Below are 13063 nucleotides of genomic sequence, written 5' to 3'. Positions count from 1 at the left end.
CGACCCGCGCATTTCGACGCGGTAGCGACCGCGGTTTCCCCTGTCGTCTCCCGTCGAAGTGCTCGTCGCGTCTCACAGCACATCGATCACCGGGAGATCCCCGTGTCCACCATCGCCTGGACCGAAGACAACAACCGCTTCCACGCCGACTGGCATTCGGAGAACGGCACGCCCGCACCGAACACCGTCACCGTCGCCGACGACACCCTCTCGGCCGATCACGCCTTCCGCCGTATCCGCGCGGGTGAGTCGCTGCTGTGGCGCGGCGACTACCACAATGGACGTCAGCTGCTGCAGGCGCTCGGTCGCCGCGCCGACCGCAGGCCCGCCAAGCAGGCGCCGACCGATCTCGGTTCCCTCTACCAGCGCGAGCGGGCTCGCAAGCGCACGCGCGCAGGCATTCTCGGCAACGTACTGGTCTGCCTCGAGGCGGGCAACGAACTGGACCTGCGCCGCGCCCCCGATGTGCGGGCCGCGTGCACCGCTGCCTACGGTCGCGCCGACAGTGCCCGGGTCGTCACCTTCGCCGAGCTGCTCGGCGTCCTCGGCGCCCAGCGCTGGCACGAACAGGGCATCGAGGTGCCCGCGCTCGGTGCCCGCATCCACCCCGGCTACGGGGTTTTCGCGCCGACCCGTAGCGAATACGTCGACCTGGTCGCCGACGCTCCCCTCGACCCCGAAGTCCGCACCGCCTTCGATCTCGGCACCGGCACCGGCGTGCTCGCGGTCCTGCTGGCCCAGCGCGGTGTCTCCGAGATCGTCGCCACCGACATCAATCCCCGCGCGCTGCGGTGCGCGGCCGACAATGCCCAGCGCCTCGGCTGGTCGGATCGGATCGCCGTCACCGGCCCCGCCCTGTATCCGCCCGGCCGCGCCGACCTGGTGGTGTGCAACCCGCCCTGGCTACCCGGCGACCCAACCTCCGACCTGGAACGTGGTGTCTACGACCACGATCAGTCGATGCTGCGGGAATTCGCGCACGGCCTGCGCGCCCATCTCACCCCGCACGGCGAGGGCTGGCTGGTGCTGTCCGACCTGGCCGAACTGCTCGGCCTGCGCCCGCCCGAGGAGATCGCCCGCCTGCTCGACGACGCGGGCCTGCACGTGATGGGCAAGCTCACCACCCGCCCACGCCACCCCCGGGCGAGCGATCGAGACGACCCGCTGGCCGCCGCCCGCACCGCCGAGACGACCACGCTGTGGCGCCTGCGGGCGCGCTGATCGGCGCATGCGGCGATACTGGGACCATGAGCGTCCCCTCCGAAAACCCTTACGGAACACCGACAACCACCGGTCCCGAGCCGCTGCGGCCGTATCAGAACCGGGTCAACACCTTCGTGCGCGGACTGCTGAAGGTGCCCCTGCTGTCGCGCATCGTCGGTAAGCGTCTGGCGACCCTGCATGTCACCGGACGCAAATCCGGCAAGGTCTACGACATTCCCGTGGCCTACACGGTCCACGAGGGCACCCTGCTCATCGGTACCGCGCTGCGCCCCTGGGTGAAGAACCTGCGCGGCGGGGCCGAGGTGCGGCTCACTCGCGGCGGGGCACCCGAGACCTTCACCGCCACCGTGCATTCCGACGAAGCCGCCGTGCTCGACCTGTACACCGTGATCGCCAGGGACAACAAACAGAACGCCAAGTTCAACGGAATCGGCTACACCGCCGACGGCGAGCCGTCCAAAGCCGACATCTATCAGACGTGGCAACAGGGTGGTGTGGTCGTCCAGCTGACTCCGCGCTGATTCCTATCCCAAAGCCTGGCCCCAGGCGGGCGCGACTGGCAGGATGCGCGGTACATCGTCCGGCAGCACCCCGTTTCGAGGAGACACCGCCCAGGTGAGCAGTCATTCGCAGGTTCGATCCATCGGCACTCTCCGGCGCGCGATGCTCGGCGTCGGCGTTGCCGCGGCCGCACTCGTCGCCCTCGCGCCTGTCGCGCAGACCGCGCCGCAGCAGCAGGTACTGCCCGGTTGCAACCCGGCCGCACCGGGCCAACCCAACGGCAAGCAGTGGCCTGCCGAGCCCGCGCTCACCATCGACCCGGCCGCCGCCTACACGGCGACTCTCGAAACCACCTGCGGCACGGTCGAACTGGAACTCGACGCCGCCGCGGCGCCGCGCACGGTGAACTCGTTCGCCTTCCTCGCAGGCGAGGGCTACTTCGACCACACCCGGTGTCACCGGCTCACCACCGAGGGCATCTTCGTCCTGCAGTGCGGTGATCCGACGGCCACCGGCCTCGGCGGACCGGGCTACAAGTTCGGCGACGAGAACCTCGCGGGCGCGGTGTACCCGGCAGGCACCGTCGCCATGGCCAACGCGGGACCGGGCACCAACGGCAGTCAGTTCTTCCTGGTCTACCGCGACAGCACGCTGCCACCCAACTACACCCCGTTCGGACGGGTGGTCTCCGGCATGGACGCGCTGACCACGATCGCGAACGGCGGCGTGGCGGGCGGCGGCTCGGACGGCACCCCGCTGGCCGAGGTCGCCCTCGACCGGGTGACCACCGCCGCGAACTGAGCCACAACGCACGAGGGCCGCGTCTCCGGGAACGGAGACGCGGCCCTTCGGCGCAACCGGGCTGGATCAGCCCGCGCTGATCGAGCTGAACAGATTGGCGATCGTCTGCAGGATTACTTCGGTCAGGAAATCGGCGGCCGAACCGGTCATGGCAACACTCCCTCGTTACTGGTCTCCCTCACTGGGAGAGACAAGTGAAGCGTGCCCTATTCACTTATCCGCGCGCAGCGTTTCGGTGAAAAAAATCCGAACAAAACACTGAGGAGGCCGTGCTCCCGCAGCGGGAACACGGCCTGACGTCAGCCGATGGTCACAGGTACTGACCGGTGTTGGACTCGGTATCGATCGCCCGGCTGGCCGAGGCGTTCTTGCCCGTGACGAGCGTGCGGATGTAGACGATCCGCTCGCCCTTCTTGCCCGAGATCCGCGCCCAGTCGTCGGGGTTGGTGGTGTTGGGCAGGTCCTCGTTCTCGGCGAACTCGTCGACGATCGAGTCGAACAGGTGCTGGATACGCAGACCGGGGTTGCCGGTGTCGAGCACCGACTTGATCGCGTACTTCTTGGCCCGGTCGACGATGTTCTGGATCATCGCGCCGGAGTTGAAGTCCTTGAAGTACAGGACCTCCTTGTCACCGTTGGCGTAGGTGACCTCCAGGAACCGGTTGTCGTCGCTCTCGGCGTACATCCGGTCGACGACCTTCTCGATCATCGCCTCGACGCAGGCCTGCTTGTCGCCGTCGAACTCGCGCAGATCGTCCTCGTGCAGCGGCAGCGTCTCGGTGAGGTACTTGGAGAAGATGTCCTGCGCCGATTCCGCGTCGGGCCGCTCGATCTTGATCTTCACGTCCAGGCGGCCGGGCCGCAGGATCGCGGGGTCGATCATGTCCTCGCGGTTGGACGCACCGATCACGATGACGTTCTCGAGGCCCTCCACACCGTCGATCTCCGAAAGCAGCTGCGGCACAACGGTGGTCTCCACATCGGAGGACACACCCGAACCACGGGTCCGGAAGATCGAGTCCATCTCGTCGAAGAACACGATCACCGGGGTGCCCTCGGAGGCCTTCTCGCGCGCCCGCTGGAAGATGATGCGGATGTGGCGCTCGGTCTCACCGACGAACTTGTTGAGCAGCTCGGGGCCCTTGATGTTGAGGAAGAAGGACTTGGCCTCCTTGGCGTCCTCACCGCGGGCTTCGGCGATCTTCTTGGCCAGCGAATTGGCGACGGCCTTGGCGATCAGCGTCTTACCGCAGCCGGGCGGACCGTAGAGCAGCACGCCCTTGGGCGGGCGCAGCGCGTACTCGCGGAACAGGTCCTTGTGCAGGAACGGCAGCTCCACCGCGTCGCGGATCTGCTCGATCTGCCGGCCGAGACCACCGATGTCGGTGTAGTCGACGTCGGGAACCTCTTCCAGCACAAGGTCTTCCACCTCGGCCTTGGGCACCCGTTCGAAGGCGAAGCCCGCCTTGGTGTCCACGAGCAGCGAATCACCCGGGCGCAGTTTGCGAATGGGCGAATCGGGGTCGTCGATGTCGTCGTACTCGGCGATCTTCGACAGCGGGCCCGACAGCCAGACCACGCGCTCCTCGTCGGCGTGACCCACCACGAGGGCGCGGCGGCCGTCGTCGAGAATCTCACGCAGGGTGCCGATTTCGCCGATCGCGTCGAACTTGCCCGCCTCGACGACGGTGAGTGCCTCGTTCAGGCGCACCGTCTGGCCGTACTCGAGGGTCTCGGCCTCGATATTGGGTGAGCAGGTGAGGCGCATCTTGCGACCGGAGGTGAACACGTCGACCGTTTGATCGTCGTAGGTGTGGATGACGATGCCGTAGCCGCTGGGCGGCTGACCGAGGCGATCGACTTCCTCACGCAGGGCGATCAACTGCTGGCGCGCTTCCTTGAGCGTGTCCATCAGTTTGCCGTTGCGGATGGTCAACGAATCGATTCGTGCTTCCAATTCGCGTGCGCGATCCGGCGAGTCGGCGAGTTGCCTGCGGAGAGCAGCCGCCTCGGCGCGTACCGCCTCGAGCTCTCGCCAGGCCGCCGAATCCGAATTCTCGTTGGGGCTCATGATGCTGCTCCTCCCAGTCCCGGTCTATCAACGCTACCGGGCGCGGTCCGTTCTCGCTTTCCGACATGGTTTCGTCGTGATCACATCTTGTACGGTCGGTACGACATCAAACCACCGAATCCATCCTGTTAGGCTCCCCTAAGCCCGTACGGGGCACAGGGCGGGCTACTCGCCCATCGAGCCGAAAGGTTGTTGCCGAACATGCTCCTTCCTACCCGCACGATCCGTGTCACCGTCGCTGCCGCCGCCGCGGCCCTCGCTGTCGGCCTCACCGCTTGCGGTTCCGACGATTCCTCGACGAACGCCACCAGCAGCAGTACCAGCATCTCGGCCGCTCCGTCCAGCGTTTCGGCAACTCCGGCACCCACCGGAGACAACGCGGGAGCACCGTCCGCCGATTCCCTGAAGGCCACGCTCGTCCAGTTCGCCGACCCGGGATTGTCCAGCGACGAGAAGGCGAAACTGATCGTCAACGGTGAGGCGCGCAAGGCCAATATCGACCAGATGAACGGGATGCTGGCCGGCTACACCCTGACCTTCGCGGTCGACAACGTCGCGACCAGCGGCGACAAGGCCACCGCCGATGTCACCATCACCTCGCCGCACGGCACCGCGCCCGCGTTCCCGGTGACCTGGGAGCGCGTCGACGGCGCCTGGAAGCTCTCCGACGCCAGCGGCTGCCTGCTCCTCGGCTTCGCGCAGGCGCCCTGCACGCCCGCCTGACGTTCCGCTCCGGCCCGGGGACCCCCGATGGTCACCCCGGGCCGATAGGCGCCGTAGCGGCGCGCTCAGTCCCGTAAGCGGCGCACGTAGAGCGTCTGCCCGGCGCGCGCGACGAGCGTCCCGTCCCGGTCGAAGATCTGCGCGGTGTGCTGGGTGAGCGACTTCGCCCCGTCGGCGGTGGCCTCCCTGATCGCCGCCACCTCCTCGGTCGACAGGGAGATGTCGGTGGCGACCGTGCCGCGGCCCGGTGTGAGGAACTCGATCGACCCGGTGGTGTTCCAGATCCGGTACCCGCGCCCGAGCTGGCCGTAGGCGAGGATCGCGAAGAACGGGTCGGTCATCGAGTACAGCGTGCCGCCGAAGGCCGCCCGGTTGGGGCTGTTGCGGTTCCACCACCGGATCGTGTAGGTGATGTGTGCCGAAGTCCAGTCGGGGGCAATGCTTTTCACGCGCACGCCGCCGAACAGGTACGGCGGGAACACGTTGAACGCGGCGCGGTAGAACCGGGTCGAGGTGCCCGGGTACAACGTTCCCGCCGACGGGTCGCGCACCGGATTTTCGGACTGATCGGTCATACGTTCTCCCCCTCGTGTGCCGCCGGGCGGCGATCCGCCTCCGGCGCGCGGAAATCGGTTCGGCGGATCGTATCCGAGTAATTCCACGCACGGGGTGGGGTAGTTCCGCGCTGTGGTCGCGGCCAGGTTTCTGCGATGGTTGCGGCATGAGTGTTGTGCCGAGTGTGGCTGTGGTGGCGGCGAATACGCCCGCCGATCGCGATCGGTTCCTCGATCTGCTGCGGATCTCGTCGCTGGTGGTCGTGGTGGTCGGTCACTGCCTGATGCTGACGGTGTCGGTGTCGGTGTCGGGCGACGACGTCCGCTTCGGCAATGTGCTCGCCGATCTGCCTGCCCTCCAGCCGCTGACCTGGCTGCTGCAGGTGCTCCCGCTGTTCTTCTTCGCGGGTGTCGCGGCGGGTGCGCGCGGTATTGCCCCCGGAACTTCCTGGGGCGCTTGGCTTTTCCGGCGCACGCAGCGGCTGATCCGCCCGGTCGGGTACTTCCTGGCAGCCTCGGCGGCGCTGGTGTTCGCCGCCGGCTCGGTGCTCGGACCGGGCTGGCAGCGGCCGCTCTCGATCACCAGTGTGCAGCTGCTGTGGTTTCTCGGCATGTATCTGGCGGTGCTGGCCTGTACGCCGCCGTTGGCAGCTCGGGTCACCAGCACGGGCCGGATGTTCGCGGCTGTCGCGGTGATCGTGGTCGCGGCGGGGACCGTCGACGCGGTGCGGCTCGGTGGCGGTCCTGCCGAGGTGGGCATGCTGAATGTGGCGGTGTGGTTGATCCCGGCCGTGCTCGGGATCGGTTACCTGCGCGGTCTGCTGCCACGGCGGACCGCGGCTGCGCTGGCCTTCGTAGTGCTGCTCATCGACGTGGCACTGGTTCTCGTCGGACCGTACGAGACGAGCATGGTGACCGTTCCCGGACAGCGGTTGTCGAATCTCGCGCCGCCGTCGCTCCTGCTCGCGGGGCACGCGGTAGCGCTGTGCTGCGCGGCGGTCGCGGTGGCCCCGTGGATCCGGCGGCTGGCGGCGCGGCCACGCGTGTGGTGGCTCACGGTCATCGGCAACACCGGCGCGATGACGCTCTACCTGTGGCACATGCCCGCATTGCTCACGGTGCTCGTCGCGAGTCACCTGGCCGGTGGCGATCGGGTCGGCCCGACCCACCAAGGGTTCTGGCTGCTCACCGCCGTGCAGCTCGGCGCGACGCTGGTCCTCACCGCGCTAGCGTTCCTCGCCTTGCGCGGGCTGGAGAACACGCCGATGCGCTGGTGGGACGGCTCGGTCGCGACGGTGCGCGGCGCCCGTTCCGCCGCCGTGCTGTTCGCTGTGGCGGCGGCCGGGCTCGCGATTCTGCAGGCCACTCGAGGCGGCCTCACCTCGGAAGGGCTGCCCTGGTTCGCGGTCGCCGCCACGGCACTGTGCGGCGCACGGCTGCTAACCAGAGCATGAACGGCCCGCGGCTCCGGGGCGGTGAGAGAGCTGGCTCACGACAGCGCGAGATCGCCGAGCGCGTCGAGACCAACGGCGGTGCGTCCTCGCTCGACGCGCCGCTCCGCCATGCCGTGTCGACCTTGTGCCAGCTGATCATCGGCCGCCGAAGCGCCCAGCCGAGCACCCGTGGCGGGGCAGACCGCGACCGAACTCAGCCCTTCGACGGACGGCGCTGCGGTTTAGGGGTCACCGTGCCTTCGGCGAGGCGACGCGCGCTCACCAGGAACGCGGTGTGCCCCTGCATCCGGTGTTCGGGACGCACCGCGAGCCCCACCACATGCCACCCGCGAACCATCGACTCCCAGGAGCGCGGCTCGGTCCAGCACTCCTGCTCACGCATCGCCTCGACGACCTTGGACAGCTGGGTGACCGTGGCGACATAGACGATGAGCACGCCACCGGGCACCAGCGCCTTCGACACCGCGGGCAGCGCGTCCCAGGGCGCGAGCATGTCGAGCACCACCCGGTCGACCTGCTCGCCGTCGTAGTCCGCCACGTCGGCGACGGTGAGCGACCAGTTCGGCGGGCGCTCTCCGAAGAACGTCTCCACATTGCGCACGGCGTGCTCGGCGTGGTCGTCGCGGATCTCATAGGAGATCACCTGCCCCTCGGAGCCGACCGCGCGCAGCAGCGAGCAGGTGAGCGCACCGGAACCGGCGCCTGCCTCGAGCACCCGCGCACCGGGGAACACGTCGCCCTCGTGCACGATCTGGGCGGCGTCCTTGGGGTAGATGACGGTGGCGCCGCGCGGCATCGACAGCACGTAGTCGGTGAGCAGCGGGCGCAGGGCCAGGTACGGGGTGCCGTTGATCGACTTCACCACGGAGCCCTCGTCGGCGCCGATGAGGTCGTCGTGCTTGATGCCGCCGCGGTGGGTGTGGAACTCCTTGCCCTCCTCGAGCACCACCGTGTAGAGGCGCCCCTTGGCATCGGTCAGCTGCACCCGGTCCCCGATCGCGAATGGACCGGTCCGTCTGGCCGTCATGTATCTCCCGTTCTTCGAATGGAAGTCTCAAGCCTGCCAGGCGGGGCGATTCGCGCGATCGACGGGTCAGCTATTTCGCGGCAGTGAGCACACGGTGCTGTTCGGCGAGGAGGGAGTGCGCTTCGGCTTCGGTGTCGGCGGGGACCTGCGCGACGTAGCGACCGACCGACACCAGGCATGCCCAGCTGCTCTCGTCGGTCTCTGCCCAGCAGACCGACCCGGGGACAGCCGTCGGGGCCGCCGTCGACTTCCATTCCCGATCGGAACCGAACTCGGCGGTGTCGGAAGCGAGCAAGGTCTCCGCGCCTGCGGCGTCGGCGGCACGGTAGACGATGCTGCCTTCGACGCCGAACGCGCTCACCCCAGCCCTGTCGAACAGTGCGCGGGCCGCCTGCTGGTCGTCGGCGTAATGCGCTGCGGCGCGCCTGCCGAAGGCTCCCCGGCTCGCACCGCCCTTGCCGACGGCGAGTGCATGGATCCCGGTCGGGTCGTAGGGGACGTTCGCCAGCTCGGCAACCGGAGTGGCCGCGAACGAATCCAGTTCGAGGCGTTGACGTTCGAACGCGGCGCGGATGATCTTCCCGATTTCGGGGAGCGCGCCGTTGCTCATCCGGGTGAACACCACGTATTCCCGGTGCGGGGTGAAGGCCATGCCGTCCAGCCTGCCGCGGTTCGTCATGGTGACGACCCGGCTGTCCGGTGCTTCCGGCAGGTCGGTGACCACCCAGTCACCGGATTCGAGCAGACCACTCTGTGTGGTCGCGGCGGTGGCGAGGGCGTCGGCCGCCCTTGTCGCGGACGCGCTGTCGGGGAAACGCATGATGCCGTGGGTGAGCCACTGGGTATCGGCGCTCGTCTCGCCACCGTTGGACCGCTGGACGGCGAAGCCCGTGATGAGGCCCTCGGCCGCGGCGGCGGCGCTCACCGCGTTGTTGTGGCCCGCCATGATCGTGAGCATCGGCTCGGTGAGGACACCGAGTGGTCCCCGGCGCACGAAGGCCGGGTCGATATCGGAGCCGAGAGTCAGCGCGTCGGCCATCCGGAAGCCCTCGGCGAGTTTGCCGGTCCGCAAATCCTGTTCGGGGCTGGTCGCGGTGGTCGTCGGTGCGCTGGCCGATGTGCTCGTGGCCACGGGCGGCAGTTGTTCCTCGCAAGCACTGAGCATGATCATCGCGGCCACGGCCGCCCCCACCCGGATCGTTCGCATTCGGCGATCTTGACAGACACCGCCCAGATGGACGAATCGTGAACCTGTCGGTAGGTGCCGTTACCGTGGCGAACATGTCAGTGCCCCTGTCCGCGTCGATCGCCGACGAGCCTTCCGCCGAACCGGCTGTCCGGTCGCGTCCGGCGTTGTCTCCTTCGCGCGCAGCCGATTTCAAGCAGTGCCCGTTGAAGTACCGGTTACGGGCGATCGATCGGGTGCCGGAACCACCCACGCGCGCGGCCGTTCGCGGCACGGTGGTGCACGCGGTGCTCGAGGACCTGTTCGGGTTACCCGCGGCCGAGCGTGTGCCCGACCGGGCGGCCGAGCTGGTTCCCGGCGCGTGGGAGCGGGTGCGGGCGGGCCGGGAGGGGCTCGACGAGCTGGTGGCGGCGGGCGGTACGGAGGCGCTGTTCGAAGAGGTGCGCCGCCTGGTCGCCGGATACTACGAGCTCGAGGACCCCACCCGTTTCGACCCGGACGGTCTGGAGGAGCGAGTCGAGGTCGACCTCGACGGTGAGATCCCGTTGCGTGGGTTCGTCGACCGCATCGACGTGGCGCCCAACGGTCTGCTGCGCGTGGTCGACTACAAAACCGGCCGCGCGCCCGGCCCCCAGCACGAGGCCCGTGCCCTGTTCCAGCTCAAGTTCTACGCCCTGGTCATCCTGCGCACCCGCGGCATCCTCCCCGCACAGCTGCGCCTGATCTACCTGGCCGACAAGGTGCTGCTCACCTACACCCCCGACCGCGAAGAACTCGACCGCTTCGCCCGCATCCTCACCGCCCTGTGGCAAGCCATCCTCGACGCGGGCCGCACGGGCGACTTCCCACCCCAACGCAATTCGATGTGCCGCTACTGCGACTTCCACGCCCTGTGCCCCGAATTCGGCGGCACCCCACCCCCCTACCCCGGCTGGCCCACCCGAGACGCCGCCACCACCGACATCGACCTCGGCCTTCCCCTGGTCCGCACCCCCGAAGACGTCTGAGCCCGCTCGTCGCGCCGCCAGAGGTCCTCGAGCCCGCTGTCATCTCAGGCCCGACGGCACAGTTGGTTGGCTCAGTACACGGTTCGGCTGAATTCAACGCAGGCGGCGTTCCTCTTCTTCTTCCAGTCTGCGGCGTTCTTCCTCGCGCTCGGCCTGCTCCTTTTCGATCTTCTCTTCGTGTTCGTTCTTGTTCGACATTGTTTTCGCCCCGATCCGTTGTTGTCCGGACAAAGCACCAGTTCAGCCTACGCGCCAGGATGTTGCCGGTCAGGAAGCCGCTCGGTTCCAGCGGACGCGCAGGGCGGTGGGGCCGCGGAGCGCGGTGCCCACCTGGCTGGTCACGGTGGCGTCCTCGGCCGCCGCCGCATCAGCCAGCCGCAAATCGGGGAGGCGGGTGAGCAGAGCGGTGAGGGCGGTGCGGAGTTCGGCCAGCGCCAGCCAGCTGCCCAGGCAACTGTGGGGGCCCTGCCCGAAGGAGAGCATGGTGGTGGCGCGGCGGGTGATGTCGAATTCGTGTGGCGCCGGGTATTTCGCCGGGTCGCGGTGAGCGGCATTGACGGCGAACAACATCGGGGTCAGCGCGGGAATGTCGAGACCTTGCCAGTGGGTGTCCCTAGGGCAAGCTCGTGGCAGGAGACCGACCGGTGGTTCCCAACGCAACCCCTCCCAGATCGCCCACTCGGCCTGTTCCTCCGGATCGGCCGTCACCAGGGCGAGCTGGTCCGGGTGAGTGAGCAAGGCGGACAACGTATTTCCCAGAGCCAGCATGGTGGTGTCGGCGCCCGCCGGGAACAGCAGCCGTAGGAAGGCGAGTATCTGATCGTCGGAAAGGGTGGTTCCCTCGACGCTCTCGGTGACCAGCTTCGAGATCAGGTCCTCACCGGGCTCCTCGCGCCGTGCGGCGATGATCGGCAGCACATGGTCGGCGAACTCGCGCGAAGCCCGGTGTGCGGCAGCGGGATCCAGTGGGAAGTAGAACAGGTCGTGTGCCCAGCGCAACACCGTCGCCTCGTCGCCGACGGGCAGACCGAGCAACCTGCTGATCACGAGAACCGGGTAGCGCGTGGTGAATTCGACCACCAGGTCGGCGGCACCGAGATGAGCGAAACGATCGATCACCTCGTGGGCGACCGGCGCGAGAAGCGGTTCGATCCAGCCGCTCACCAGACTGCGACGGAACGGTGGGGCGACGATGGCCCGGTTCACCCGGTGTTCGTCGCCGGTCATGCACTGCAGCGTGCGGCCGAGCACCGGCTCGGTGGTGAGCGAGTACACCGCCTGCGCCGGGAAGGTCTCCTCGTCCTTGAAGGCCGCCGACACCAGGTCATGGGTGAGCAGCAGCACCGCACGCGTCCCGGCGAAGGGGACGATCGCGTACGGCCGGCGGGCGCGCAGGTCGGCCAGCACACGGTGCAGGTCGGGCGTGTCCTGGAAGGCGAAGTCGATGTCGGTGATGTCGAGGTGGTCCAGGAGCGACGAGTTCGGCATAACATTCCTCCGGACACGAATATTCGTGTCGTCGAATCGGATTTTCGGCACGCGGACGGTAGACGACCGCGTCGGGAAGAACAAGAGGGAATGCGTGAGCGCGTCACCACCGACCGATCGGGTCGTCTCCGTCGTCGAACTGCTCGCCGCCGAGGCGCCGCTCACCGCCGCGAGCGTCGCCGACCGGCTCGCGCTGAGCCGGTCGACGGTCGCCGCAATCCTCACCACATTGGAGTCGCGTGGCTGGGCGCAGCGTTCTCGCGACCTGACCTACCGGCTCGGGCCCACGTTCCCCACCGCACACCGGGCAGCCGCACCCGCGGGCGCGGACGCCGCATTGCGCGAACTGGCCCGCCGGGTCGGGTGTGGCGCCGCGCTGTCGGTGGTCTCGTCGACCTCGATGACTTTCGTCGGCCTGGCAGCCCATCACGGCCGGGTGCCCGCCGGGATCGAGGTCGGAGCCCGCGTGCCGCTGCGCGCTCCCGCGGGCGCGAGTGTCATCGCGTTCTGCCCGCCGGAACGGCAGCACGCGTGGCTGGCTACCGCCGACCCCGGCCGACGCCACGAACTGACCACCGCGCTCACCGAGATCCGCACCGCCGGCCTCGTGGTCTGGGGCATCGACCCCGCCGACCTCGCCACCCTTGATGTCCTCGCCGAAGTAGCGGGCCACCTGGCACATTCACCGGCTTCCGGACCACTGCGCCGTCGTGTCCTCGGCTTGCTCGGCGACCTCAGCGGCTACCCCCACACCGCCGCCGACCTCGCCGCCGCGGCACCGTTACCCATCGCCTACCTCGCGGCGCCGGTGTTCGACCGCGACGAGGTTCCGCGCTGGGAGCTGCAGATCGGGCCCCTGCATCCTGCCGTCTCCCCTGGTGACCGCGAGTTGTACCGCACAGAACTCCTCGCCTGCGCCCAGAAGCTCGGCGTCGCGACCTGACCGCTCAGAGCACCCCGGGGCGCTTCCTACTCAGCCGCCGACAGACTCGGCGCGGCCGGTAGGTGCAGCCCCATCCGGTACCCA

General features: G+C 68.5%; 12 protein-coding genes. 7 read left to right on the top strand and 5 right to left on the bottom strand.

The genetic code is table 11. The features are described 5' to 3' along the window. The first annotated feature begins 102 nt into the window (after positions 1 to 102). The 3 genes from AB0I19_RS09450 (at position 103) to AB0I19_RS09440 (ending at position 2526) form a co-directional block, all read left to right on the top strand. Entirely contained in the window at positions 103 to 1221 is a 1119-nt protein-coding gene (locus AB0I19_RS09450; protein ID WP_357146514.1) for a class I SAM-dependent methyltransferase, read from the top strand. Between the two features lie 26 nt (positions 1222 to 1247). Next, positions 1248 to 1745: a nitroreductase/quinone reductase family protein gene (locus AB0I19_RS09445; RefSeq protein ID WP_357146512.1), complete on the top strand. Its 498-nt coding sequence runs from the start codon at positions 1248 to 1250 to the stop codon at positions 1743 to 1745. Between the two features lie 94 nt (positions 1746 to 1839). Then, positions 1840 to 2526: a peptidylprolyl isomerase gene (locus tag AB0I19_RS09440; RefSeq protein WP_357146509.1), complete on the top strand. Its 687-nt coding sequence runs from the start codon at positions 1840 to 1842 to the stop codon at positions 2524 to 2526. A gap of 310 nt (positions 2527 to 2836) precedes the next feature. Here the strand turns inward: AB0I19_RS09440 and arc are convergent, their stop codons facing one another. Beyond that, positions 2837 to 4597 (bottom strand): proteasome ATPase, encoded by a 1761-nt coding sequence (gene arc, locus AB0I19_RS09435; protein WP_067492080.1) that lies wholly within the window; start codon positions 4595 to 4597, stop codon positions 2837 to 2839. Between the two features lie 201 nt (positions 4598 to 4798). Between arc and AB0I19_RS09430 the strand changes: the two genes are divergently transcribed. Further along, positions 4799 to 5320, top strand: a complete 522-nt coding sequence (locus AB0I19_RS09430; protein WP_357146506.1) for a hypothetical protein — start codon at positions 4799 to 4801, stop codon at positions 5318 to 5320. 65 nt (positions 5321 to 5385) lie between these two features. On the opposite strand, the gene AB0I19_RS09425 is transcribed toward AB0I19_RS09430, so the two are convergent. Next, a complete protein-coding gene (locus tag AB0I19_RS09425; protein ID WP_357146503.1) occupies positions 5386 to 5895 on the bottom strand; it encodes a DUF4442 domain-containing protein in 510 nt (169 codons plus the stop codon). Between the two features lie 146 nt (positions 5896 to 6041). Between AB0I19_RS09425 and AB0I19_RS09420 the strand changes: the two genes are divergently transcribed. Next, positions 6042 to 7328, top strand: a complete 1287-nt coding sequence (locus tag AB0I19_RS09420; protein ID WP_357146501.1) for an acyltransferase family protein — start codon at positions 6042 to 6044, stop codon at positions 7326 to 7328. A gap of 193 nt (positions 7329 to 7521) precedes the next feature. Here the strand turns inward: AB0I19_RS09420 and AB0I19_RS09415 are convergent, their stop codons facing one another. Together AB0I19_RS09415 and AB0I19_RS09410 are read right to left on the bottom strand one after the other, a co-directional pair. Continuing rightward, positions 7522 to 8355, bottom strand: a complete 834-nt coding sequence (locus AB0I19_RS09415) for a tRNA (adenine-N1)-methyltransferase (RefSeq protein WP_357146498.1) — start codon at positions 8353 to 8355, stop codon at positions 7522 to 7524. 70 nt (positions 8356 to 8425) lie between these two features. Continuing rightward, positions 8426 to 9562: a hypothetical protein gene (locus tag AB0I19_RS09410; RefSeq protein ID WP_357146495.1), complete on the bottom strand. Its 1137-nt coding sequence runs from the start codon at positions 9560 to 9562 to the stop codon at positions 8426 to 8428. A 74-nt stretch (positions 9563 to 9636) separates the two neighbouring features. Here AB0I19_RS09410 and AB0I19_RS09405 point away from each other — a divergent pair, with 74 nt between their 5' ends. Continuing rightward, positions 9637 to 10548 carry a RecB family exonuclease gene (locus tag AB0I19_RS09405; RefSeq protein ID WP_357146492.1) on the top strand — a complete coding sequence of 304 codons (912 nt, stop codon included), beginning with the start codon at positions 9637 to 9639 and terminating at the stop codon, positions 10546 to 10548. Positions 10549 to 10815: 267 nt separating this feature from the next. Here AB0I19_RS09405 and AB0I19_RS09400 read toward each other — a convergent pair whose 3' ends face one another. Then, complete coding sequence (locus AB0I19_RS09400) at positions 10816 to 12036, bottom strand: cytochrome P450 (RefSeq protein ID WP_357146489.1); 1221 nt, start codon at positions 12034 to 12036, stop codon at positions 10816 to 10818. 94 nt (positions 12037 to 12130) lie between these two features. On the opposite strand from AB0I19_RS09400, the gene AB0I19_RS09395 reads away from it, so the two are divergent. Beyond that, entirely contained in the window at positions 12131 to 12979 is an 849-nt protein-coding gene (locus AB0I19_RS09395) for a helix-turn-helix domain-containing protein (protein ID WP_357146486.1), read from the top strand. The last annotated feature ends 84 nt before the right edge of the window (positions 12980 to 13063 follow it).

Source organism: Nocardia sp. NPDC050413 (assembly GCF_040655475.1).
Lineage (GTDB): Bacteria > Actinomycetota > Actinomycetes > Mycobacteriales > Mycobacteriaceae > Nocardia > Nocardia coubleae.
The sequence above is the reverse complement of the archived record's forward strand: the minus strand, read 5'-3'. Positions and strand labels throughout refer to the sequence as shown.